General features: G+C 57.2%; 19 protein-coding genes and 1 pseudogene. 14 read left to right on the top strand and 6 right to left on the bottom strand.

The genetic code is table 11. The features are described 5' to 3' along the window. Positions 1 to 77: 77 nt before the first annotated feature. On the bottom strand, positions 78 to 305 hold the full coding sequence (locus tag O987_RS08875) for a hypothetical protein (protein ID WP_003057119.1): 228 nt from the start codon (positions 303 to 305) through the stop codon (positions 78 to 80). A gap of 149 nt (positions 306 to 454) precedes the next feature. Here O987_RS08875 and O987_RS29200 point away from each other — a divergent pair, with 149 nt between their 5' ends. Next, positions 455 to 616 (top strand): hypothetical protein, encoded by a 162-nt coding sequence (locus O987_RS29200; protein ID WP_200879595.1) that lies wholly within the window; start codon positions 455 to 457, stop codon positions 614 to 616. 366 nt (positions 617 to 982) lie between these two features. Here the strand turns inward: O987_RS29200 and O987_RS08870 are convergent, their stop codons facing one another. From O987_RS08870 to O987_RS08860, 3 genes are all read right to left on the bottom strand, one after another. Beyond that, on the bottom strand, positions 983 to 1198 hold the full coding sequence (locus O987_RS08870; RefSeq protein ID WP_019043953.1) for a hypothetical protein: 216 nt from the start codon (positions 1196 to 1198) through the stop codon (positions 983 to 985). 110 nt (positions 1199 to 1308) lie between these two features. Continuing rightward, positions 1309 to 1761 carry a hypothetical protein gene (locus tag O987_RS08865; protein WP_043371748.1) on the bottom strand — a complete coding sequence of 151 codons (453 nt, stop codon included), beginning with the start codon at positions 1759 to 1761 and terminating at the stop codon, positions 1309 to 1311. Between the two features lie 191 nt (positions 1762 to 1952). Continuing rightward, positions 1953 to 2384: a hypothetical protein gene (locus O987_RS08860; protein ID WP_235214311.1), complete on the bottom strand. Its 432-nt coding sequence runs from the start codon at positions 2382 to 2384 to the stop codon at positions 1953 to 1955. 781 nt (positions 2385 to 3165) lie between these two features. Between O987_RS08860 and O987_RS08850 the strand changes: the two are divergent. Continuing rightward, a pseudogene (locus tag O987_RS08850) lies at positions 3166 to 4032 on the top strand (recombination-associated protein RdgC). Here the strand turns inward: O987_RS08850 and O987_RS08845 are convergent. Continuing rightward, on the bottom strand, positions 3966 to 5333 hold the full coding sequence (locus O987_RS08845; protein ID WP_043371745.1) for an EAL domain-containing protein: 1368 nt from the start codon (positions 5331 to 5333) through the stop codon (positions 3966 to 3968). The pseudogene O987_RS08850 and the gene O987_RS08845 overlap by 67 nt on opposite strands. 411 nt (positions 5334 to 5744) lie before the next feature. Beyond that, entirely contained in the window at positions 5745 to 5978 is a 234-nt protein-coding gene (locus tag O987_RS08840; protein WP_235214385.1) for a DUF1488 family protein, read from the bottom strand. A 714-nt stretch (positions 5979 to 6692) separates the two neighbouring features. On the opposite strand from O987_RS08840, the gene O987_RS29400 reads away from it, so the two are divergent. The 12 genes from O987_RS29400 (at position 6693) to O987_RS08790 (ending at position 22190) form a co-directional block, all read left to right on the top strand. After that, positions 6693 to 7001 (top strand): hypothetical protein, encoded by a 309-nt coding sequence (locus tag O987_RS29400; RefSeq protein ID WP_235214309.1) that lies wholly within the window; start codon positions 6693 to 6695, stop codon positions 6999 to 7001. 24 nt (positions 7002 to 7025) lie between these two features. Then, on the top strand, positions 7026 to 7598 hold the full coding sequence (locus tag O987_RS29395; RefSeq protein ID WP_235214307.1) for a site-specific integrase: 573 nt from the start codon (positions 7026 to 7028) through the stop codon (positions 7596 to 7598). 577 nt (positions 7599 to 8175) lie between these two features. Then, positions 8176 to 8952, top strand: coding sequence for an RNA polymerase sigma factor (locus O987_RS08830; protein ID WP_043371742.1), 777 nt, complete (start codon positions 8176 to 8178; stop codon positions 8950 to 8952). After that, a complete protein-coding gene (locus O987_RS08825) occupies positions 8952 to 9518 on the top strand; it encodes a hypothetical protein (RefSeq protein WP_043371739.1) in 567 nt (188 codons plus the stop codon). Before O987_RS08830 ends, O987_RS08825 begins: the two co-directional genes overlap by 1 nt. 2 nt (positions 9519 to 9520) lie before the next feature. Further along, on the top strand, positions 9521 to 12907 hold the full coding sequence (locus O987_RS08820) for a UvrD-helicase domain-containing protein (protein WP_043371736.1): 3387 nt from the start codon (positions 9521 to 9523) through the stop codon (positions 12905 to 12907). Positions 12908 to 12991: 84 nt separating this feature from the next. Then, positions 12992 to 13741, top strand: a complete 750-nt coding sequence (locus O987_RS08815) for a multiubiquitin domain-containing protein (RefSeq protein WP_043371734.1) — start codon at positions 12992 to 12994, stop codon at positions 13739 to 13741. Then, positions 13716 to 14897, top strand: coding sequence for a ThiF family adenylyltransferase (locus O987_RS08810; RefSeq protein WP_043371733.1), 1182 nt, complete (start codon positions 13716 to 13718; stop codon positions 14895 to 14897). The genes O987_RS08815 and O987_RS08810 overlap by 26 nt, the downstream gene beginning before the upstream one ends. Next, complete coding sequence (locus O987_RS27895; protein WP_235214384.1) at positions 14897 to 15367, top strand: DUF6527 family protein; 471 nt, start codon at positions 14897 to 14899, stop codon at positions 15365 to 15367. The genes O987_RS08810 and O987_RS27895 overlap by 1 nt, the downstream gene beginning before the upstream one ends. A 487-nt stretch (positions 15368 to 15854) precedes the next feature. Then, the gene (locus O987_RS08805) at positions 15855 to 19502 is read left to right on the top strand and encodes an ATP-binding protein (protein WP_043371731.1); all 3648 of its coding nucleotides are present in this window, start codon (positions 15855 to 15857) and stop codon (positions 19500 to 19502) included. Continuing rightward, positions 19499 to 20131, top strand: a complete 633-nt coding sequence (locus tag O987_RS08800) for a hypothetical protein (RefSeq protein ID WP_043371729.1) — start codon at positions 19499 to 19501, stop codon at positions 20129 to 20131. Before O987_RS08805 ends, O987_RS08800 begins: the two co-directional genes overlap by 4 nt. A 2-nt stretch (positions 20132 to 20133) precedes the next feature. Then, positions 20134 to 21372, top strand: a complete 1239-nt coding sequence (locus O987_RS08795) for a hypothetical protein (protein ID WP_043371726.1) — start codon at positions 20134 to 20136, stop codon at positions 21370 to 21372. Next, positions 21369 to 22190: a DUF7281 domain-containing protein gene (locus tag O987_RS08790; protein WP_043371724.1), complete on the top strand. Its 822-nt coding sequence runs from the start codon at positions 21369 to 21371 to the stop codon at positions 22188 to 22190. Before O987_RS08795 ends, O987_RS08790 begins: the two co-directional genes overlap by 4 nt. The last annotated feature ends 139 nt before the right edge of the window (positions 22191 to 22329 follow it).

Below are 22329 nucleotides of genomic sequence, written 5' to 3'. Positions count from 1 at the left end.
CAGGGCTTTAGCTGTGACTTCACCGTGAGTTCACACCGCCAGGCGGGGCTTTTTATGCAGCAGCACAGACCTCGGGGTCAGTACTGCGAGCGCCAGCGGTCATCCGGGCGTCTGTCCGGGCGATTGGGTCGCTGGTCCCGGTCGTTATCCCAGCGGCCCTGCTCATACTCATAGCGTCCCCCACGATCGCTGTCGTAGCGGCCTCCGTGGCCGTGACCGTAGTACCCATCGTGCGGAGCAACGATACAACCACCCAGTGATGCAGCAACGGCCACCACAGCAGCCAGAGCAGACAGTTTCTTCATGGCAACTCCTTATTGGTTGTTGCCACCAGTCTAGGACTCATAGTCAGACCGGCCTGTAAACAAATATTCCCCTTACTCGCCATCAGTAACGATTCCTGATGCCTGCCCGCAGCATTCGCTCGCGGGCTTTTTTGCCTACAGGAGATCTCATGCCCACCCGTAACGAGCACCACCCTATTGATGACGAGCTCGCGCAACGCCTGCCCAAAAAAGGAAGGCTTGTAAAATGGCCGCGCATCCATACCCCGGCTCTAGCGCTGCTCCTGGCTGCCCTGCTCCTGCTCGCACCGGCCTTGGAACAAAGCTACTGATCTCCCTGCAATGGCTGCTGACCCTGGTTGGTTTTTTCTGCCTGATCGTTGCGACCGTGGTGATGACACTCAGGCCCGACGCAAGGCCGATGTAGGCGCAACCGCCGCAATGTTGATCGCTGCTCGCGCAGCACTACGGAATCACTCACGACAACTGTTCTTGAAGGCCTGATTCTCCTCATCGCCATCTGCATGGCGCTGGCCTGACTGGCCAGCCCTTGCGCCCGGGCCGATGCCCCCCTACCCGGCCAAGGCACTGCGCGACTAGTTCGTGTGCCCGGGCATGCATGCCCAGTGGCTGGACGACAAGACCGTGCAGTGCCCGAAAGAAAAGCCGATATGCCCGCGGTGCTGCCTGCGCTCCCACTACATATTGCTGCGCACGAAGAACGGGCCGTCCCCGCCAGTCCATGGCTGCATATTGCGGCCGTACATCCAGCGATCACTGTCGGCCCCCATGCTCATGGAGCCCATGGGCTGGCTGGCGCCCTGAGCTGGCATCGAGCCCGAATCACGCCCCGGCATCATCGAACATCCCGCCAGCATGCTGGCAACAGCCGCAATCAGAAGTAGCGCTTTCATGACAACCCCTTGAGAAAGTGAAGTCTCTCAGGCTATTCCTGTTGCGCCCCCTGCTTGTAAGTTCTTGTTGAACCGCCGGTTTGCCTACCCAGTTCGTATGCCTGAGCCGCTCAGGGGCTGCCTTTGAACATCCTGTCCCGATGCGCGATCAGGGTACGGTTCATCACCTGATCCACCGCATACAAATACTGGTCATTCGCCAGTTGTCCGCGGCCGTTGGACGCGAGCCAGGTGCGTCCTCGCTGCGACACGGATGCAGCGTAGAAGTACTCGCCCAGTGCAGTGCCTGTATACGTCGCGCCCACCGCAATACGATGCGAAGCAAAGTCCAGGTAGAGGCAGAAGTCACGTGGTGCTCTCCAGCAATCGGACACCGCGCTGGTCAAACCTGATACGCCGCCCTGCTTGTAGACCTGCAGCGAATCAGAAACAGCCTTCTTCACATCGCTGGCTATGGAGTTGGCTTCCTTTGCCGCCACTCCGCCAGAAAGGAGGGCCAAGCAGATGGATGCCAGCAAGCACGCAATGGCTTTTGCTTTCATGACATGACACACAAACAGCATCTCCAATCACTCAAGTTGCTATCTGTGGTCAATTTTGGGACTGCTGGCGTGTTGAATTATTGCAGTGCAGCAAGAAATCCACCGAATGCACAATCAGCCGATTCTTTTTTGGGATTCTCAATGTTCAGGGCAGTCCTGCTGAGGGCTGGGAAAAAGGCCTTGCAGAGCCTGAACTAGGCACCGACCAGAAACTACCGAGCTCTGTAAGCCATTTTTTCTTGCTGGGTGTGCAAGACGCTGTCCATGACTTGTTCTACCGCCTGCAGATATTGGACATTGGCTTTGGGGCTTCGAGCGCTTAACGAGAGCCAGGCATGGGCCCGCTCCAGGGAGGTCGACGTGTAGAAATACTTGTCAACAGCCGTGCCGCTGCGGTTCGCATTGGCAGCAATCCGCTGCGAAGCAACATCCAGATAAAGGCAGTAATCACGCGGCTGTTGCCAGCAGTCCGATACAGCCCCCTTCAGCCCGGCCATGCCATGACTTCGATAAGTCTTCAAAGATTCTGAAGCAGCTTTGTTGACTTCACTGGCGACAACATTTGAGTTCTGCCCAAAGCACTCCAAAGCAAATGAAGTAGCGCAAATTGCCGCTACAACAACTGCAATAGCTCTAAATTTCATGGCCTGCTTCGATTATTGAAAACGCAATTTATCTATCTCATTTTGATAGCACCCAAGTCATTCTCTTGAGCCCAGGCGGTCGAATTATTTCAATTTTTAATGGAAAACCATAGCCACATCAGCATGTATTAGCCACCGCGCTCAAGACGCTTAATCGATTACGCACATTCTCAATACTTGGCAAGGCGATCTGCAGCCGCGCGAGGATGCCCGCCAGCATGTCAGGGGCTGCACAACAAGACCACTGCACCTGAAGATACACCCATGCCTTCACCCTAATAGCCCCAACTATGTCCGCCCGGGTAGGTAGCTCCGCCGCTCAGTCCCGAACCTGGCCATGGCCACAAACTGCCTTGATTTTCATGGCCCTCATTGCCGCGATCTGGTGCCTTCTCTCGGCCCCAATCATTGTCAAAGTCGCTCGAGCGACCTGGCTGCGGGATCTCGTTGTTTCGAAGATCCCGATCTGCATTCCTCTCCATCTGGTTGGAGCCCGGCATCGCACCCTGCCCGTTCGCAGGCGCCTGAATCGCGCATCCAGCCAGCATCAAGGCGGCCGCAACCAGTGCAAATAGCTCTCTCATGGCAGCTCTTTCTACAAGTGTTTCTGACAACAGCCTAGTCCTACCGGGAAACACCTCTGTAAGGCGATGTTCCTCTGTAGGAGATCGTCAACTCAAAGAACACCGCCAACGGCGGACTCATTCATTCAGGAGCAGCTATGTTTAAAAACATGAGCATTTACCGCATTTCCGATCGCTGACAAAGCGACCTCCAGAGGCTGGAGGATGCCCTGCAGAAGGCAATCCTTGCCGAATGTGGCGTCACACAAGAGCACTCCGCCGGCTGGGTGCCGCCACGCGGTGAGAAGCACGGCCCGCTGGTCGAATCCGTGGCCGGGCAGCGGATGATGCGCTTCATGACAGAGGTCAAGGTGCTGCCCGCAAGCGTGCTTAATCGCAAGCTCAACGAGAAGGCTGAGCACATTGAGAAATCCGAGGGCCGCAAGCCCGGCAAGAAAGAGGGATCTGCTGCTCACGGTCTCTACAAAACAAGGCGGCATGCGGGTATGCATCGACCTGCAGACCCGTACCCTGGTCCTCGGCACAAGTGTCCAAAGCCGCGCCGATGAGATCGTCACGCTGCTGGTTGAAGGCCTCCCCGCTTTGCGGTGGCGTGCGGATACACAGACCAGCCCACAGGCCGCCATGGTGCATTGGCTGCTCGCCTGGGAGCCGCCCGCGGGCTTCACCGCCGACCGCGAGACAGAGCTGAAAGCCTGCGATGAATCCAAGGCTGTCGTGCGCTACGCCCGCCACCCCCTGGATATTGACGAAGTCCGCCAACACATCGAGCACGGCAAGCTCCCCACCAGACTGGCCATGACCTGGGAGCACCGGGTGAGCTTCGTGCTTGCCGAAGCTTCCAGATTAAGAACATCGCGCTGCGGGATGCAGCGATGGATGGCTGCAGCCAGGACGACGGCGGCTTCGACACCGATGTGAGCATTGCCACGGGCGAGCTTTCAAGCCTGATTCCCGACATGATAGATGCACTGGGGGAGAAGCTCGCTCCACTCGATCAGCCTCTGCGCGACCTGATGGAATCGGTCAAGTCTGAAGCCGGATTGGGGCGTCCGAAGAGATAGCCCTGAAATTGCGAATATCCCAGATCAACGAGCATGGTGTGCTGGCTATGATCTTCAACGCCTTCCACGATAGCCTCCATCCCCATCAGCTCGGAAATCTCCAGGATCTTTTTCAGCAGGTTCTTCGAGGACTCGCTTGACTTGGCATCCTTGATGAACTGCCTGTCGATCTTGATTTTCTGGACCGGCAAAGACTTCAGTATGGCGAGCGATGAGAAGCCCGAGCCGAAATCATCGAGAGCCCATCGGATACCAAAGTCTCTTAATTGCTGAATTTTCAAACTTGCTTTTTCAGCATCCATGCTCAAAGCCGACTCTGTCAGTTCAAGTTCTATCAAACCAGGATCGACTCCCGCCGCCTGTACAACCTTGATGACATCAGACACAAAATCATCATCGATGAGCTGCACCGGACTCACATTGACCGCAATGTACTTATTCTGCAGCAAGGGATCTTCAGACCACTCTCTCAGCAGATGACAGGACTGACGCAGAACTTCCAGCCCAATATCTCTGATCACAAAACTCTCTTCCGCCAGTGGAATAAATTTGTCCGGAGATAAAAGACCACGCTCTCGGTGCATCCATCTGACAAGAGCCTCCGCACCCAACGGATTTCCATCCTTATCAACTTGAATCTGATAGTGCACCACTATTTCGTTCTTTGAAACAGCCTGGGCCAGATTAAATGCCAAGTCGACCTTTGCATTCAAATTGGAAATATAGATTTTCAGTATGCAGGCCAGAACCAGCGTGGAAAAAAGATAATTGCTGATGCAGCCTATCCATCGGATATTTTCAGGTGGAGAAATACTGGATACATCCATATCCATTAGTCCGACGCCGAAGATTGCAAAAAGAATCAAGCACAATCTTGGGAAGATGATCCCCATATATCTGTCTTTCTGATTAAAGACAAACACCACCCCAATTGCCAGCGGCAAAAAGTACACATGCGCAGAGCGCGGCACATCTTCGATAGGACTGTCAATCAAAGAGATGGCGATCACGATAAACAGCAGTGCATGCGCTATACCGGCAAGATATTGGTAGCTGAATTTCTTGGCAGAAAAATAAGAACAGACACCCACAAAAAACAAAGCTACAAAAATTAAAGCCAGATCGATTCTTGAGAAAAACGAATAGCATATAGTCCAGAAAATGCCGAGCGAGGTACATACCAGAGTATTCAACTGCAAAAGCAGTCTGATTTTTATGGCCCGATCGCTCTTCGGAAACTTTTTCCCCAGCCACTCCACTTCTCTATAGTGAGCCTGCTCTTTATTTTCCGCATCTACCAATTTAAATTACTCCATACTTTTAAACCAAGTAGATGTTGCCAACCTACAGCCGAGCTCTCTTAATCATATATTACAATTTGTTTCAATGTATTATTTTTTCACTATGCATATTTTTCAATTGATAGTGAGTCCATCGATTTCATATCAATGACATATAGGCCGCGCGCAGATAGAAGCCCCATGACCTACAAGCAAATGAACGGCTTCTCACGACCTGAGTGCCAGCCGCAATAGCCCTAGATGGGTGTCATTCACCCAAGCCCCTAACCCTTTATGCCCGCCATTGAGTGGGCTTTTTCTTTGGAGGTATCAATGAGTCTTACGCTGGAGGTTCAGCTTCAAGAAATCACATAGATCGTCGCCTGACTGCTGCATGACCACGCAAAGCCGCCCTCTGCCCCCCTCGCAGCTCTATGAGGCGGGAATATCGCCCACGCGAATGACGACAGGCTCCTGACCCTGATCGTGCTTTGTCGCGGCCAGCCCATGGATTTCTTGCCAGTGAGCTCTGTAAGCCTCCAAGCTCTGCTGCGCTCCGGCCAGGTCCTTGGCCCCTGTCAAACGCTCAAGCGCGTCACCACTGATAGCCGCTGATCGAGCCTCATTGTTGGCCTGGTACTCAAACACAACTCTACGCGGGCTCATTGCGTATGTTGCACCGGCATCCATTTGATCCATACATGCCTCACTGAATTCATCAGCAGAAGTTTACCCATAGGCAGCCACTATGCGGGAATTTTTGCATTCTGGAGCCAACGACGCACCCTCAACGCGTCGTCACCGCGCATTGCACTGAAAGGCAATGCCGACATTAAGCACCAGCCCACTCCATCCACACATGCGTTTTCAAGCCGCCGAACACCTCGTCCCAACCTGAAATTGAGCCCTTGATTCATGAAGCCTTCAGATACGCAAGCTGCTGCACCCACTGCCAATGATGTGCCCGTCAACGCCCCCCGAGTGGGTTCTGGCCTCCAAGTACGAGGAACTCACGGAGGTCACGATAAAGACGGTCAAACAACGCAAAAAAGTCCGGCACCTGGCGCGCGGGTGCCCAAGTCACCGTCGTTCACCACCGCCTTTACGTCAACATCAAGGCCGCCTATCAATGGATAAAAGACCACCTGCCCAAACAACACCGCCCGGCGTAAAGATCTGCCCATGGTCTCCGGTGCCCGGCTCCAGATTGCCTTCACCGAGGGTCAGGAATGTCGCGAACTGCAGCCCCCTTGCCGAATCAACAGGAGCAGCATCCTTGCGCGATGAATCAGGTGCAATATTGCCGACGGTACCTATTCCTATGTGGACTACTTGCCAGACAGTCCCAAGGCTGTAGCTTCTTCCAAAAGCAACCCGCTCATGGAAACGTTGCTGCAAAAGCAACTGGACACCTATGTCCGCCAGGTGAAGAACTGGCAAATGCCCCCTTCCACCTACAACGGCTACGCCAAAGCCATCACTGAAGAGCGCATGCGCCGCTGGCATGGGTGCAGGTGGGTGAGGTGCTACCCAGTCTGCCGTGACTGGGTTTCGGAAATGGACTGCGCCAGCAAGGCCATACGGAACATGCTTATCCCACTGCGCAGCCTATTTGAGGATGCTCTGAATGATGAGCTGATCGCCTTCAGTCCTTTCGAGCGCATCGCTTTGTCTAAACTAATCAGGTAAACGGCCAAGGTCAGCGACTATGTGGTGACGCCATTCACTGCAGCGGAGCGCGAGGCCATCCTCAAGGCCTGCCGCCCCGACGAACGGCCCATGTTCCAGTTCTGGTTTGAGACACGCCTGCGCCCAGGCGAGCTGCAGGCGCTGCAGTGGAACCACATCGATTGGGATCGAGCCGTTGCCCGGATAGAGCTCAATCAGGTCGCAGACGTGATCAAGGGACCCAAGACAGCTGCCGGCATTCGTGATGTGGAACTGTCTGCCGAGGCACTCGCTGTGCTGCGAGCCCAGCGCCCCATTTCCGAGCTCAAGGGCGAACGCATCTGGCTCAATCCACGCACGAGCGAACCTTGGAGCACCGATGCCCAGATCCGCAAGACACTCTGGCAGCCGGTCTGCAAGCGCGCCGAAGTGGAGTACCGCAACCCGTACCAAATCCGCCACACCTATGCCTCGGCCCTACTGACGGCCGGCGCCAATCCCTGGTACGTGGCCAGCCAGTTGGGGCACGAGGATGTGGAGATGGTGTTCCGGACATACGGCAAGTTCATCCGGGAGGACTACCAGAAGCCGAAACCGGCCCTGCGCGCTGTCAACTGAGATCGGTGCATTCCGCGTGCATTTCACGTGCATTCTTGCGCACCATCCTGCACCATCCAGACAAAAGAAAACCGCCCTACACCTTGCATTTACTTGGTGTAGGGCGGTGGTGGCTGGCGTCTATTGAATCTTCATCTAGAACCGTTATGAAATAACGATTTCAAAAGAAATTTAGGCGCTTACGTTCCCCACACTGTTCCCCCGAAAGCCAATATTTAAGGTTGAACGGCTTTGGAAGACATGATTCAAATTCCCTTCCCCATTGAATCTTTGGACAGCCGTAGCAACACAGCTTTCACCCAACATGGTACCCCTATAGGTGACGGTTTTAGGCTGGTTGCTGACGGTTAGGGTATTGGCACGAATGCCTGAGAATTAGTCGAAAGCTGCTATTCGATCGTCGATCGAGTGGATGGTCACAAGTCTGCGGCTCGCCAAACAGCGACGTCCGAGCCGCTTCATTGCGGCTGATCGCATTGGTGTGTCGCGTAGCGCGAAGTACATTTTAATTATGCTGTTACAGTTTGGCGTAGTCGTCCAAACATGGACCCTTCATATACCAAGCTGAGGAGTAGTCGTGGCACGTCCTCTTCGTAAGCGTAAGCTCGATGGCACCCCTTACATCAGGCGAGAAAAGGTCGAGATCGAGATTCAAGCCCTCGCAGGAATCAGCGCCGCAGAACTGGAGCGCCGTGCTGACCTATGGCAAGTCGGCGACCCCGGATACGTTTCCCCCGAAGCCTTGCTGTACTTTGTGCGCAACGCTGCCTCCGGCGCTCACCGCGAGAAATTGACCGAGAGGCTTCTACTCCGTGTGGCCCGCCGAGTTCCCTCAGTCACCAACGCCGACGGCAAAACGGTCTCGATGACTAGGATGAACATCCGCGAGGCCGTCCGCGACCACTTCGTTGACCTGCTACTCAGCGACCGAAACCACTACGACGACCGCCTCGACTATTACGAGGTCAACTTTAACAGCGCGGTCGCAGCGGATCGTCAGGACGCGAACGACCGCCACTGGAAGCAGGAGAACCGGACTACTGAAATTGAGACCGAGGATGGAGAGATCTCCGCCCAGGTCGAATCCGCCGTCGGAGACTACAACCCGTTCGACGCCGAAGAACTCGACAAAAAAGATTACCGGCTCCTCCTTGATGATGCGATTGACAGCCTACCGGAGTTCCAAAGGAGGATCGTCGTGATGTGGCGCCAAGGCATTCCCATAGAGTCCAACGACCCCTCGGTCGAGTCCATCAGCAAAGTCCTATGGAAATCGGAGAAGACCGTCCGCACGCATCGCGACAAGGCCTTTGCGTCTTTGAAGCTGCGCCTTGAGCGCAAGGGGAAGAAGTAATGGCTAAGCAGCCACAAATCACCGCAGACGATGTCCTGAGAGCGTTCGCCATGGACTTTGAGCAAGAACACGGTGTGCTGCAGCGATATCTCGCCCAGTACCCAGAGCATTCCTCGGCCCTAATAGACCTCTCCGCGGAGCTGACTCGCGAGTTTGACGACGATGTTCCGCCTAGTGCTGCCGAATTCGACCTCGTCGCGGCAGGCATGGTGCGTCTTCGGGAGAACACGGCAACGCTTCAGTCTCTGCAAGCTGCCCCAGCAAAGGCGTTTGCCGATGCAATCAAAGTGCTGTCCTTACCTATGCAGGTCGGCCTTGCCTTCCGAGAGCGTCGGATAGAGGTCGCAACCTTGCCCCGGCGCGTTCTGACGAAAATGGCTGAAGCGCTGCAGACATCAAACGAGACACTGCTCTCGTACCTCGCTCTTCCTCCTGAGGCTCCCCTGGCTCGTGCAAGGAAGTCAGCCGTCAAGCCAATAGCCCCTGAGAAAGTGCCGTTCGAGAGAGTTTTGCAAGACGCTGGCGTCGACGAACAGAGCATTTCGAACCTCCTCGACGGAGAGTAGTCATGGACCCGATAGAGCTTGCACGGCAGCATGCTCGGCGACTGCACGATGAGGCCGTCCAGCGCGGGCGCAACCCCTGGTCCCCGTACGACTTCGCTGTTGGCATCGCTAACGACCTCGGGATCACCGTTGAGACCTGCGCTCCCGGCGCCGCGATGCTCGATGGTGGCCGAGCCTCCTTTGATCCGGACCTTCCCCTCATTCTCCATGAGAACGAAGGATCACCCTTCGACCAAGCATTCTTGGTTGCGCATGAGCTCGGGCACGCCGAACTGGGTGATGGTGAAGACGCTCCAGAGCCATCTGCGCACATTGATCCAGCCCGCACCTCGGAAGCAGCTCCTGTCGGAATGGATCGGGTCGTCGACTACAGCCGCCGACAGCGTCGAGAAGTTCAAATGGACCTTTTCGCTAGGGAGCTTCTGCTACCGAGGTCTAGCATTGTTGACTTGCATCTTGTTCAGGGCCAAACCTGTTCTGACATTGCAGGACGTCTAGGAGCTCCCTTCGAAGTCGTCGCTCAGCAGATGCTCGATGCGCTGCTCCTGCCCGCCATTCCGGTCGTCGCTGAAGCCGACCCCGTTGAAATTCCCCTCAACGAAAAGCAGCGTGACGCGGCTCGGCATCGTGGCGCTGCATTCCTGCTTCAGGCCGGGCCGGGAACTGGGAAAACCCGCACGCTCGTTGCACGTGTCGAAAGCTTGCTGGACGAAGGTGTTGACCCACGGCGCATCCTTCTCCTGACCTTCTCGAACAAGGCTGCAGGAGAAATGACCGAGCGGATCGCCTTGAAGCGTCCGAAGGATGCTGCGGCACTCTGCATCGGAACCTTCCATAGCTTCGGCCTGGACATCCTGCGGCGATTCAGCGACCGGTGCAGCCTGCCGGCCGATCCCCGCCTGATGGATCGAACCGAGGCTGTTGAGCTTCTTGAGAATGAGTTCCCGCGACTCGGCCTGACCCATTACCGCAACCTCTACGATCCATCGCAGACGGCGGCTGACATCTTGACCGCGGTGTCACGCGCAAAGGATGAAGTTGTTGATGCCGCTGGCTATCAGGTGCTGGCCACAGCTATGCGTGCGGCGGCGACCGACCCGGGCGCGGAGGAAGCCGCCGAGAAGGCAGCAGAGGTCGCCAAGGTCTATGCGCGCTACGAGGAACTGAAGGCAGCCTCCCAGTGCGTGGATTTCGGTGACTTGGTCATGCGGCCGGTGCTGCTGCTAGAAAGCGATGCCGCAGTTCGAGCTCAGCTTCAAAGCGACTATGACCACATCCTGGTCGACGAGTACCAGGACGTGAACCGCAGCAGCGTGCGGCTCCTGGCGGCGCTGAAGCCAACGGGCGTCAACCTATGGGTGGTGGGAGACGCCAAGCAATCCATCTACCGGTTCCGCGGTGCCTCATCGTTCAACATGTCCCGCTTCGGACGTGAGGATTTCCCTGGCGCGGTACGCGACAGCCTGGAGGTCAACTACCGCTCCACCTCGGAAGTCGTCCATGCCTTTTCGACGTTTGCGGCGGGTATGTCTGCAGCCGATGGCGAGCAGGCGCTCGAAGCGGATCGAGGCCCTGGTGGCAAGCTACCCGAGGTCATCACGGTGGGCAGCACACCCTTGCTGACAGCGGCTATCGCTGATGGCATTGAAGAACTCCGCGAAGAGGGATACCGGTACCGCGACCAGGCCGTCCTGTGCCGCGGGAACGACCGACTGTCTGATGTCGGACGGGAACTCGAGCGCGCAGGCATTCCGGTGCTTTTCTTGGGTAGCCTTTTTGAGCGGCCGGAAGTGAAGGACCTCGTCGCCATGCTGACGCTCCTTGTCGACCGGCGCGCGATGGGGCTGATCCGGACCGCTTGCTGGCCGGAGTTCACGATGGGCCTGGAAGACGCAGTCCGCGTCTTTGAGCATCTCCGGGGAACCAACGCGGAGCCAGGCGCATGGCGGCTTGGTGCCCCAACCGAGGTAACGCCATCGGGGCAAGAGGCGCTATCAGCCCTCCATGCGGCCCTTGCCGGCTTCGACGCAACGTCGCAGCCTTGGATCGTGCTGGCGACCCTTCTGTTGGATCGAACCAGGCAGGCAGCACGCATTGCTGCCTCGAGCAGCGTACCAGAGCAAGCCCAAGGCATCGCGATCTGGCAGTTCATGAACTTCGTTCGGGTGCAACCGAATGCCCAGGGACTCCCGATCCAGCGGTTGTCCGACCGTGTGCGAAGGCTGCTGCGCCTCAGAGACGATAGGGACCTGAGGCAACTGCCAGCGGCAGCCCAGGGTATCGACGCGGTCCGCCTGATGACGATCCACGGCTCGAAGGGGCTTGAGTTCCCCGCAGTCCACATTGCCGGCGTCAACAAGGACTCGATCCCGGGGTCGCTTCGGACGTCGAAATGCCCTCCACCAGCTGGCCTGGTCGCGGGCGGACAAGGAAGTGCCGAGGAGGTTGCACGGGCAGCCCATCACGAAGAGCAGGAGTGTCTGTTCTTCGTCGCCATGTCCCGTGCAAGGAATCGCCTGGCGTTCTACGGGGCCACCGCAACGGCGTCGGGACGGGCCAGAGCGCTATCGCCGTTCCTTGAGCGGATTGGGCCCGTCAATTCGCGCCCGGTGACGCCGACCACCGTCATGCCTCCTGCTCCCGATGAGGCGATGATTCCTGTCGTCTTCTCCGGTACACCGCGCTTCAGTTCCGATGCAGTCGGGCTCTACGAGTCTTGCGCCAGACGGTTTCTGTACACACACCTGCTGCATGTGGGCGGTCGCCGCCGGACGAGCTCGTTCATGCAGATGCACGAGGCGATCCGCGAGGTCTACCGCACTGTCGTGGCGCAAGGGGGCGCACCGACAGGAAAGCTCGATGAGCTGCTCTCGAAAGCATTTGTCACTCACGGTCTGCATGAGCACGGCTACGTCGAGGACTACCGGGCGATGGCGACGACGATGCTCCGATACTTCCTGGAATCCAGAGCGGGAGCGGTTGTGGAAGCACCGACCGCGCTTCGTGTCTCGTTCGGCGACCACGAGGTAGAGGTCACCCCAGACGAAGTCCTGGTGCGAAACGGCATCAGGACCTTGCGTCGGGTGAAGACAGGCCACGCGTCCAGCGGTGACGGCAAGGACGTTGGGGCCGCAGCCTTCGTGCTGGCCGCCAGGGCCGCATTCCCCGACGCCAGCATTGAGCTCGTCTACTTGGCAGACGCTGAATCCAAGCCGTTGACCCTCTCCCCCAAGGAGCTGAGCAACCGCCAGGACAAGCTGGGTGACATCTTCCGTGGCATCCGGGCTGGCCAGTTCAAGACTGAGGCATCGGACGCAATCTGCCCCAACTGCCCGGCCTTCTTCGTATGCGGTGCGGTACCGCCAGGCACGCTCTCAAAAAACTTCTGAAGAAAGTTTACCGGCGACGTCCGGTGGGTCCGATTGGAGGGTTGTAGGCGGGAAAAACCTCGCTACAGCAACCATAAGGACCCTATGAAACATCCTGATTTTGACGACGTTGGCGATGCGATCCGTGAGGACCGTCCTCTGCGGGAGGCTACCGCCTACCGTATCCGCTTTGGCTTGGAAGGCCTGACCTTCCGCCACATCGACGTGCCGGACCCGGTACCCACCGGCCGGCAAATCTTGTCCAGCGCGGGCCTGGACCACCGCGCTGACTACATCCTGTTCGCTTACCTGGATACCGGTGACTTCGAGGACGTCCGCCTCGACGAGACCTTCGACCTGCGCGGCAAGGGCGCTGAACGCTTCATCGCGTTCAAGTCCGACCGCGACTTCAAGTTCTCGCTGAACGACCGCCAGCTTGCCTGGGGCCGCACCGACATGCTGGGCAGCGTCCTGTACGACCTCGCCGACACGTCGCCGGATGAGGCCGTGTTCCTGGAGGTTCGCGGCGGTGAAGACCTCCTGATCGACCCGGACGAGCGCATCAACTTCGACGCGCCTGGTATCGAGCGTTTCATCACCGCGCCCAAGCCGGATACGGGCTACGTCATCTTGGTCAACTCTGAAGAGAAGACTGTGCCGGACAAGCACGTCACCTTCGAGCAGGTGGTCAAGCTGTACTACCCGAACGCAGCCGGCGAGACCAACGTGAAGTTCTCGATGACCTACCGCAATGCGGCCTCGCTCCCCCACGCTGGCGAGCTCGGCGAGGGCGGCTCCGTCGAAGTCAAGAAGAAAGGAACCATCTTCAATGTCACGCGCACTGTTCAGTCTTAATCCCGACCTGGCCCGCCTTCGTTCGGAGGGTTACTTCATGCGCATCCAGGGGAGCCTCCTGGTGATGCTGGAGGTGCCCTATGTCGACGCGCAGCGCCAGGTGCGCTTCGGCACGCTGTCGTCGGCTCTTGACCTGGCCGGCGACCGCACCCGCAAGCCCGAAACGCACGTCATGAACTGGGATGGAGACTTCCCATGCAATGCCGACGGGGTGCCTCTGCAGGGCATCTCGCATGCCGAGCCGAACACTGACCTCGGCCACGGGCTCAAAGCTCGGTTCACGTTCTCCAGCAAGCCAAGCGATCAGGGCTACCCGGACTACTACGCCAAGATGTCGACTTACGCAACCATCGTGTCCGGACCAGCTGCGGTGCTGAAGTCGGGCCTTAGCCCGCGCGTGTTTCGCGGTAGCGACGAGGAAGATGAGGCCAGCGCCTTCAACTACCTCGACACGGCCTCTAGCCGCGTCGGGATTGGCGCGCTGGCCGCTAAGCTTGAGAAGGAGGTCGTGGCCATCATCGGTCTTGGCGGTACGGGCGGCTACATCCTCGACTTTGTGGCGAAAACGCCCGTGAAGCAGATTCGCCTGTTCGACCCCGACGTCTTCCTGTCGCACAACGCCTTCCGCGCACCTAGTGCGCCGACCCTTGAGGACCTGCGGGATGCCCCGATGAAGGTGCATTACCTGAAGGGCATCTATGGACGCATGCACCGCTTCATCGAGGCGCACCCGGTGAAAATGAAGGCAGAGACGCTCGGCCTGCTGGACGGCATCACCTTCGCGTTCCTCAGCATGGACGCCGGCGAGGAGAAGCACGCCGTCGTGACCAAGCTCGAGGCGCTAGGTGTTCCCTTCATAGACGTCGGCATGGGCCTGGAACTCACGAACGGCAGCCTTGGAGGCATCCTGCGCGTCACCACCAGCACGCCTGAGAAACGCGAACACGTTCACCAGGGCCGCGTCTCCTTCGCTGGAGGCGGTGACCAGGACCTGTACGCGTCCAACATCCAGGTGGCCGACCTGAATGCTCTGAACGCGTGCTTGGCAGTGGTGAAGTGGAAGAAGCTGCGCGGCTTCTACCGGGACCTGGAGCAGGAGCACCACTGCACTTACACCACGGACGGCGGCATGTTGCTGAACGGAGACCAATCGTGATGCGGCACCACACCCTGGAGCACCGGTTCGTCCGGAACGTGCCACGCGAACTGGAGCCTGGAGTGCTGTACATCTCGATGGAGTACGCAACAGCGGTGCACTCATGCTGCTGTGGTTGTGGTGAGCGCGTGGTGACACCGTTCACTCCAACCGACTGGCATATGACCTTCAACGGCGAATCCGTCTCGCTTCACCCTTCTGTGGGCAACTGGAACCAGAAGTGCCGGTCGCATTATGTGATCCGGCAGGGACGCGTGCTGGAGGCTGGCCCCTGGTCTAACGCGCAAGTTGAAGCGGAGCGCCGCCGAGACAAGAAAGCCAAAGCCGCGCATTACGGTGGCAGCGGCGAAATGCGCTCGACGGTTCAACAGCCGACCATACTCGCATCTGAACCCGAAGTAGCCTATCAAGAAAGGGGGTCGCGCTCCCAAAGTTTGTGGTCTCGGTTAAAGAATTGGCTTGGCCATTGACTCCAATCCATTGCTCAACGCTCGCAACATCGCTGGAACACCCTGCGGTCAGTGACTGCCTCCTGGCAAAACCGGAACATCGACTTGGAAGCATGACTGGCCGCAACCGCTGCACACCGGTTATCTTTAGTCAAAGTTCGAGTGACAGCAATGGGGCGATTTGGGGCTGCCGCGAACGACTGCTGAACGGCCCAAATTTCTGGGCCATCGGTGCTCCAGATCCTGCAACAGATGAACGACGGTTCCAAGCCTCTTTCTGCCGTAGCTAGACCGGCGGCTTCACAGCGAATCTACCCAGGGTGGCCCAATGGTGCCTACTCGTTGTGAGAACGGGTTACTGTCGGCTGGCGAGAAAACGGCGACGGCGAATGAATTGAATCCTTTGTATTGAAGCGATGACTAGGGAGGGAAACGAATTCAAACGAATGAAATACGTCAAATGAAGAAAGTAGCGTAGTCAAAGAATTAACCAGTCGAAAGCAACTTCGTGCCATCTCGTCTCAATAGAGTCCTACTGATCAACACGCGCACCAGCGGCAAGATTCCGTCTGGAGCGATCAATGAACTAAACCCCCAGGGCGGGGCGGCCGTCACCGGCGAGAACTCCGTTGGCAAGACCACTACCCAGCAGATCTTCGCCCTGTTCCTTGGCAGCAGGCCCAGCCAGATTGTTGAAGCAGGCAGCGGCAACCTGCCGCAGCTCCAGTTTGTCCTTCCGACACCCCAGAGCGCTATCGTCTTCGAGTACCAACGCGGCGAAGGCGAGGACAGCACGCGATGCGTCGCGATCCGGCGCGATCCCAACGGCGATGCCGCTGACTATCGCTTCTTCAAGGGCCCATTCCGGGAAGAGCTCTTCCTTAGCGAGACTTCGGATGGAAAGCGCGTCTTCGTGGATGACGCTGGATTCATGGAGCAGGCGCGCAAGCACGGCGTATCGCCGGAGCGCATCCTGTCCACATCGGAATACTGCTCGGTCATTCTTGGCGCCCCTACCAATACCAAGCGGGGAGTAGCACTCCGGGCAATGATTACGGAGTACTCTTACGGGAAAAAGCGCCTCCAGCACATGGATCGCCTGGTCGCGGCGATGGTCAAGGAGAGGATCGACTTCCGCGACTTCATCAACGTGGCCCTTTCCATCGTTGAGGAGTCCATCGGCCGGAAAGCAGAAGGGCAGGTTCGCAAGCTGCCGCAGGGTAAGAAGCAGATCTCCTTGTGGCTTGAGAACGTGGACGCCTGCAAGAACGCCATCAAGCAAGATAGCGAGGTCGAAAAGCTTCGTGTTCAGGCCAACACCTACGGGCAGCACGAAACTCAATTGCGCTCTTACCGTGCTGACGTTCAGCACCTCACTGCAGAAAACGAGAAACGCACCAAGAAGGCCAATACCGAGCTGGGCGCACTGAAGACAGCACGTGACAACGCTGTCGCCGGAGAAAACAAGACGCTAGGCGAGAAGGAGTCGGCCGCAAACACGGCACTCAACGATCGCCGAGCGGCGGAAGCACTCTTCGAGACCGAGAATGAGGCGCACAAATCGTTCATCAATCTCCCAATTGAAACGGTGATTGAGAATGTCGACAGCCTGCCCAGCTTGCGCTCCGAGCTGGCCACACTCAAAAGCCGCATAGAGACTGCAAGTGGAGAGTTGACGGGCATTGATGCCCAATATGATGCGCAGATCGGCCAGGCCAGAACCGATTGCCAAACAGAAATAGTCACCCTCAACGGGTCGTTTCCGCAGATTCTGGCAACCTTCAACAGTGAGACCACGGCCATCCAGGGCGACAAGAAGAAAGCACTGGATGATCACGACGAAAGCGCGTCTGCCATTGAATTGCAACTAGAGGAGGCCGAAGGCTCGGCGCGTGACGCCTTCACCACGGCCAAGCTACTTACCCAGGGCACCCAACCCAGCGATAAGGCGAAGGCCGCACTCAAGCAGGCCAACGACACGCTCAGCGAACATCGCCAGAAAGAACTCAAAGATCAACAGGATCTAACCCTTGCAACGGCGCTCGCAAACGACGCATTGGTTGAATTCAACAAGGCCGATGCCGCAGTTCGCTCGGCAGTTGCAGCAAGCGAATCTGCGATTCAATCTCTGCATGACGCCCAAAAGAATCTGGCTCCAGACGACGGATCCTTGCTCGCAGCCCTGCGAGCTGATGGCGACCAAGAATGGAAGTCAGATCTTGCGCGCGTAATTGATCCAGCGCTTCTGCATCGAAATGACCTCTCTCCAATGCGTGTCGGCGTTGGCCAAGAGGTGTACGGGTGGAGCCTTGTTACGGACAACATTGACTCGCCTATCTGGACGGATGATGAGGCCCTGCGTGCGGCCGTCCGTCGGTGCAACGACGAAGTCAAGACTGCCAACACGAAGGTTCAAGAGGCTCGCGAAAAACTGAAAAATGCAAGCTCCGCACTTGAGCGCGCCAATTCAGATAAAAGCCTGATCGAATCGAAGGTCAACGTCAACAAAACAACTGGCCATCAGCTTGTCGAAGCGGTTGAACTCGCAAACGGGCGTCTCGAAAAAGAGGTGGCAGATCAAAAGGCTAAGAACGCAGCGCAGCTTGAAATCGCTGAGAAAGCTTTCAAGGACGCCAGTTCAGAAAAGAGCACGTCCAAGCGCAACGCCGGCATTGCCAGAAAAGCGATTGAGGCAGGCTTCGACAGCCAATTGCTCGCTTGCACAACCCGCCGCGAAGCCGCTGAAAAGCTTGTTTCGGCTCGAATTGCTGAAAGAGAGAGCGTCCTACAGATCGCCATCAATACGATCAACGACCAACGGATGAAGCATTTAAAAAATGAGGGCATCGATGCCGAGCTGGTTTCCGGCCTTGGGGAGACGAAGACGAAACTAGAGGGAAAGATCCGCGCCTACGAAGATAAACAGTCAACGGTTGATCGCTGGAACGCATGGAAAGAGCGGGTTGGGCCAGTTGGCCTGGACCGTCTGAGCCGTGCCGCCCAAAATGCCGCCGAAACGCACACGGGCAAGCAAAAAGAGCTGGATGACCACAGGCAAGAAATGGGGCGCACGCACGCAGCGTACGAGAACAGCACGGCGTACCTGAACGCAGAGATCGAGCGCCTTGGACAAGATGCCGTGACGCTCCGCGGCCTTGATGATCGCCTTTCGCTGTACCACGCCACTGGATCATCTCTCATAGATTCTGAGACGACGCCAGGCGACCTGAAGGCCAAGATCGTCGCACTGATGGAGACCGTCGATTCCCTGGAGGGCCAGATCTCCAAGATGACCAGAAATATTCGCGAGGCCTTGACTGGAAGAACCAACTCCATCCAGCAGCAGATTCAGCACGAAATGGATGAATCTGGCGACTCATCCATCGTCAAGCGAGCCCTTGATCTCTGCCAAGCCTATTCTCGGTCACTCAGAGACACCATTGCTGCCGTCCAGTCCGAGACCCATACCATTCTTGGCGGGATCATGCAGTACCAAAAGGACATCTCGCTCTTCAAATCAGAGGTGGCTTCGTTTGACAAGAAGCTGAGCGAGGGTCTGAAAAAGGTGAGCGCATTCAAGCGCGTCAAAGATTTGCAAATTCACTTTGCCGCGGACTTCGATAGCCTCGACTTCATCAAGAAGCTCGACAGCATCGAGGGGGTCTCCAAGGTCCAGATGCAGGAATCCGCCACATGGGGATCTCGCGATCTGCCAAACAAGAACACCGTGGACGCGCTTCGGGACTTCATGAGCCTTCTTTCGACCGAAGGAACACTCGAGGTTGACTACGCCAAACAGATCACCATTCGCGGCAGTGTTGAGATCAACGGTGAGGTTAAACACTTCAAGCGAGAGTCCGAACTGGCAAAAATCTCTTCCAACGGCCTGACCGCTATCATCTTCATCACCCTGCTATCTGGAATGGCGAACATGATTCGCGGGGACGGGCAGATCTATATCCCGTGGGTGACCGATGAAATCGGAAAGTTTGACCCTGGCAACTTCCATAGCCTCATGCAGATGCTTCGCGACAACCACATCGACGTTGTGACTGCATCTCCTGCACTCACGATTGCCGAGTTCCGACACTTTGCGCGCTGTTATCGCTTCGGCGAACGAGGCAGCATCTCACGCTACAAAGGGGGTGACAAATGAGTTCCCGCATCCGTACATTGCTTTTGAGCGGCGAATACATCTGCCCCATCGCATATGCAGTTGAATATGACCAGCTTCAGAGCGAGCCACTGAGACAGTCCATCAACGAATGGCTGGGAGAGATCGACAGGCGGCTGGCCCGCATTGGCGACGACGGCGCATTCTTCATGGCCCCGTCTCAGTTGGGTATCTCGGAAAACCAGAAAGTGCGCGAGATGCTCACACGATTCCGTGACGTGTACGAGCCAGCAATCAAGATGCTCCTCATGATTCTCCAGGCCAAGGAGGGCTTCACAGCCAGCCCAGGGGACTACGTCCAGCTTGCCGAGCTGGAGCAGGCAGTGAACGAAACGTCTACGCTTCAGCTGGAGTTGCGGCGACTGCATGGCGTCATCAGTGGGGTATCTCAAAAGCACACCAATCGTGAGTTCCTGAAGAAGATGCTAGAGCACTTGCGCGGCGAGGGGCTTCTGATCATCTCCAACCAGCAAAGCGAGGTTTATCAAGTGACCGGCAAGATCGATCACTTGCACTCCATTCTCGGATTCATTGAGGAGAATACGCTGCGTCCTGAGGATCCCGATTCGCCAAGCGGTCAGGAGCCCGACATGATTGACTCGCTAGGCTAACCATGCGCACACCAGCAGATCGACGCGGGCAGGTTGAGCAGATCCTTGCGACGCTTGCCACGCATGGGCTCCTCGTTGCAGAAGGTCTGGATGGTTCTGTCATCCCCGGTGACAGGCCAAGGAATAAGGCGATTGACGCCCTGGCCGCAATCAAGGCCCTCACGCCCTACGAGGAGGGCGAATACCGCCTGAACCCGCGACTCAGAGACTTTATCTCCGATCACCTTCAGAGCTACAACGCCTTTCAGGCTTTCACGCGCCTGAGCGGCAATATCCGCCAAGCCCGTCAGGAGTGGCGGGAGATGTACGACCTCAAGGCCGACGGCGAGGTCGCGAAGGCCGAGCGTATGCAGTGGGCGCTGGACGACACGATTTCGGAAGTCGTGTACGTCATGGACAGAAATCTGAATGTTCTCAACTCTCAACTCTCCACAGACTATGGAAACGTGGAATCGCGAAGGATCAAGTCTCGCCAGAATCAGTTCTACGACAGGGAAATCAACGTGTGCCGGGCAGAACTCAATCAACTCGACGAGCTGATCAAGGAGATCTCCGAGGGCGCCATGGCCGTTGGCTTCCACCACGTTCGCTCTCTGATCAACGTCAGGCTGATGAATCGGATGCTGAGTTGGAGAAGCCGCCTGAACGATTGCCAGGCGTCTATCAGCAAACAGCTGGGCAAGGCCCTGAAGATGGAGACCAAGATCAAGAATCTTGGCCGCGTGGCGCTCTGGCTTGCTCAAAACAAGACCTCCGACGGATTCCAAGACATCGAGCTGGACGAGCGAGCCATGGCTCTGCTGCTCACGCCGGAGTCGCTGAAGGTCAAGTGGAACCTGGATGCCTCTGACACTGATCCGGTTGTCTTTGAGTGCATGACCAATGCCGTAGCGGCCATGCCGCCACCCCCGGTCCAAAAGAATGAGGTCGAGGAGGTCGCGCCAGTTCAAGAGGTTCTCTACACCAAGCAGGAAGAGATCGAGGAAGAACACGACCCGGTTGACCTGTCCATCGAGCGGGCTGCCACAGTCCTGACGACCACTTCTGCCGGCGCGCTCTCGCTGGCCGGGTGGTACACGGAGCATGAGGACGACTTGGGTGAAGTATCGGAAGAGGAGTGGCTCCTCTACGCCTCCAGGCAACTGGGTGTTCTTGGCTTCAAGGTCGAATTCAGCCTTATAGAGCGCGTCCGCGGCGTGCACAACGACCTTTTCAGTGACGTGCGCGTCAGCCTGAAATGATCCTCAGCAGCACGCAGATCGCCTTCCTGCAACGCCTGGCCATTGAAAAACCAGCTGAGCGTGGCCATAGCGCGGTTGCCGAGTTCTTTCTTGTTCACTGTGGCATCGGCTCCCGCAAAGGCCGGGGATTCGTCTATACCGAGAAAAGCCACCAAGAGGCAATCTCGCTCCTGATTGCCAACGGTCTTCCGCTGACGCCTCTGCCGGCTGGATCCAGCCGCTCAGACGCGATCGGCCTGCCAAGCGAGAAGACTGGGACGAAGGCGCCGCATGACGACTCTGTGGCCATCAAGGTCGCGTCTGGAGCTTGTTTGCTTGGCGGTCACCCACTACCTCGCCCGGAGCAGGGCATCTACTCTGTCCTGACTGTTGCCCAAGCCACCGCCGTCACCGCCGACCGGCTTCTACTCGTTGAGAACGTCGAGACATTCAGGACTCTGGAGAAGTACCGGTGGCTCGATTACCAAGGCCTCAATGTGGTGGCCATCCTTCTTGGCGACAACCTCTTTAAGGCTGATCGCGTGGATGCCGTCATACGTGCGAGGGCCGAGCCGGTATGGGCCTTTTTCGACTTCGATCCCAATGGACTTGGCCGCGCTTGCAGCCTGCCCCGACTGGATCGAATTCTCCTTCCAGCCTCAGGCTGGTTGGACGCAACAACCAAGAGAGCGAAGCGATCAGATCTCTTTGCCGATCAAATCAACCAATGGAGAAGCACCATTGAGAGATCCAACAATGCGGAAATATCGGCCGCTTGGCGCCTATTGTCCCGGCTGGAGAAAGGCCTCCCTCAAGAATGGATGATCGACGCCCCTTGACCGCTATCGAATACCTTGCATTCTGAATTTAAAAACACTCCTGGCATTCAGCAGGAATGATGCAGCGCTGGCCACGCTTCCAAGAGTCTTTGTCGCTGGCCTTGCATTGTTGGTGCTGTAGGGCAGCTTGGCTTCCTTA

The organism is Comamonas testosteroni TK102, assembly GCF_000739375.1.
GTDB classification, from domain to species: Bacteria; Pseudomonadota; Gammaproteobacteria; order Burkholderiales; family Burkholderiaceae_C; genus Comamonas; species Comamonas brasiliensis.
This window is presented reverse-complemented; position numbering and strand designations above follow the sequence as displayed.

What these genes read in the sequence shown, in the direction of transcription:
- O987_RS08790 (WP_043371724.1), top strand. Translation starts at nt 21,369, where the DNA reads ATGATCCTCAGCAGCACGCAGATCGCCTTCCTGCAACGCCTGGCCATT.
- O987_RS08815 (WP_043371734.1), top strand. Translation starts at nt 12,992, where the DNA reads ATGAAACATCCTGATTTTGACGACGTTGGCGATGCGATCCGTGAGGAC.
- O987_RS08840 (WP_235214385.1), bottom strand. Translation starts at nt 5,978, where the DNA reads ATGAGCCCGCGTAGAGTTGTGTTTGAGTACCAGGCCAACAATGAGGCT.
- O987_RS08810 (WP_043371733.1), top strand. Translation starts at nt 13,716, where the DNA reads ATGTCACGCGCACTGTTCAGTCTTAATCCCGACCTGGCCCGCCTTCGT.
- O987_RS08825 (WP_043371739.1), top strand. Translation starts at nt 8,952, where the DNA reads ATGGCTAAGCAGCCACAAATCACCGCAGACGATGTCCTGAGAGCGTTC.
- O987_RS08875 (WP_003057119.1), bottom strand. Translation starts at nt 305, where the DNA reads ATGAAGAAACTGTCTGCTCTGGCTGCTGTGGTGGCCGTTGCTGCATCA.
- O987_RS27895 (WP_235214384.1), top strand. Translation starts at nt 14,897, where the DNA reads ATGCGGCACCACACCCTGGAGCACCGGTTCGTCCGGAACGTGCCACGC.
- O987_RS08820 (WP_043371736.1), top strand. Translation starts at nt 9,521, where the DNA reads ATGGACCCGATAGAGCTTGCACGGCAGCATGCTCGGCGACTGCACGAT.
- O987_RS08795 (WP_043371726.1), top strand. Translation starts at nt 20,134, where the DNA reads ATGCGCACACCAGCAGATCGACGCGGGCAGGTTGAGCAGATCCTTGCG.
- O987_RS08865 (WP_043371748.1), bottom strand. Translation starts at nt 1,761, where the DNA reads ATGCTGTTTGTGTGTCATGTCATGAAAGCAAAAGCCATTGCGTGCTTG.
- O987_RS29400 (WP_235214309.1), top strand. Translation starts at nt 6,693, where the DNA reads ATGGAAACGTTGCTGCAAAAGCAACTGGACACCTATGTCCGCCAGGTG.
- O987_RS29200 (WP_200879595.1), top strand. Translation starts at nt 455, where the DNA reads ATGCCCACCCGTAACGAGCACCACCCTATTGATGACGAGCTCGCGCAA.
- O987_RS08800 (WP_043371729.1), top strand. Translation starts at nt 19,499, where the DNA reads ATGAGTTCCCGCATCCGTACATTGCTTTTGAGCGGCGAATACATCTGC.
- O987_RS08870 (WP_019043953.1), bottom strand. Translation starts at nt 1,198, where the DNA reads ATGAAAGCGCTACTTCTGATTGCGGCTGTTGCCAGCATGCTGGCGGGA.
- O987_RS08860 (WP_235214311.1), bottom strand. Translation starts at nt 2,384, where the DNA reads ATGAAATTTAGAGCTATTGCAGTTGTTGTAGCGGCAATTTGCGCTACT.